Source organism: Halobacillus sp. BBL2006, from assembly GCF_000786645.1.
In the GTDB taxonomy this organism is placed as follows: domain Bacteria; phylum Bacillota; class Bacilli; order Bacillales; family Halobacillaceae; genus Halobacillus.
Genome location: NZ_JRNX01000946.1, coordinates 1 through 888 on the forward strand (window position 1 = coordinate 1; position 888 = coordinate 888).

At 40.1% G+C, this 888-nt stretch carries 1 protein-coding gene; it reads left to right on the forward strand.

Features of this window, described 5'->3' with window-relative positions; all coding sequences use genetic code 11:
- Window positions 1–54 precede the first annotated feature (54 nt).
- Window positions 55–888 (forward strand): YIEGIA family protein (locus tag LD39_RS21290; RefSeq protein ID WP_035553735.1); only part of this gene is annotated, 834 nt, incomplete at its 3' end.

Sequence of the window (888 nt, forward strand, 5' to 3'; positions counted from 1 at the left end):
AAATAGAAATAAAAAGAGAAGGCTGCAAAGTTTTAATAAAGGAGCTGCATATATGTGAACGAATATACTTATCCGATCATCGTCGGCATTGTTGTTGGTACCGCCTTGCGTATCTTCATGCTTCGAAGTGATTATCGACAATACCCTACCTATCTCCATGGGAAAATCATTCATTTATCTTTAGGTTTCATTGCTTCGGCATTAGGGACGATTGCTATTCCATCTATTATGGAAAAAGAGTTTACAGCGGTCACATTCTTAACACTAGCTGCCTCTCAATTTAGGGAAGTAAGAAATATGGAGAGAAATACACTGACTGAAATGGATTCTTATGAGCTGGTTCCAAGAGGGAATACGTACATTGAGGGAATTGCCGTTACTTTTGAAAGTAGGAATTATCTCGTTATCTTCACTTCATTCGTGGTCACGCTCAGCTATTTAGCAATCAACATTTGGGCTTCTCTTATCGCGACGGTCGTCTGTTTTGTGTTGGCTAATTTTCTTATGAGCGGTTCAAAATTATCGGATATCGTAACCGTTGAGCAGTCAGAACTTCATTTTGATGGGGCGGGATTATATGTCGACAGTATTTATATTATGAACATTGGTCTTCCAGAAAGACAAAGAGAAATTCTAAAATACGGAATGGGGTTCGTCCTTACTCCGAAGTCATTTAGCGTTCGAACAACGATTGCCAATTTAGGTCAGAGACAAGCGATTCTTCACGACGTCTCTGTAAGTTTAGGAGTGTTCAGGGATTCCGGAACTCCCGCTCTCGTTCCCCTCATTAAAAGGGACTTAAATGATGGGCGAATTGGAGTTTTTATTCTTCCTCAATTGCAAGACCCCTTACGTGCTAAAGAAATCATTTCTGCAGTCCCTGTTTTA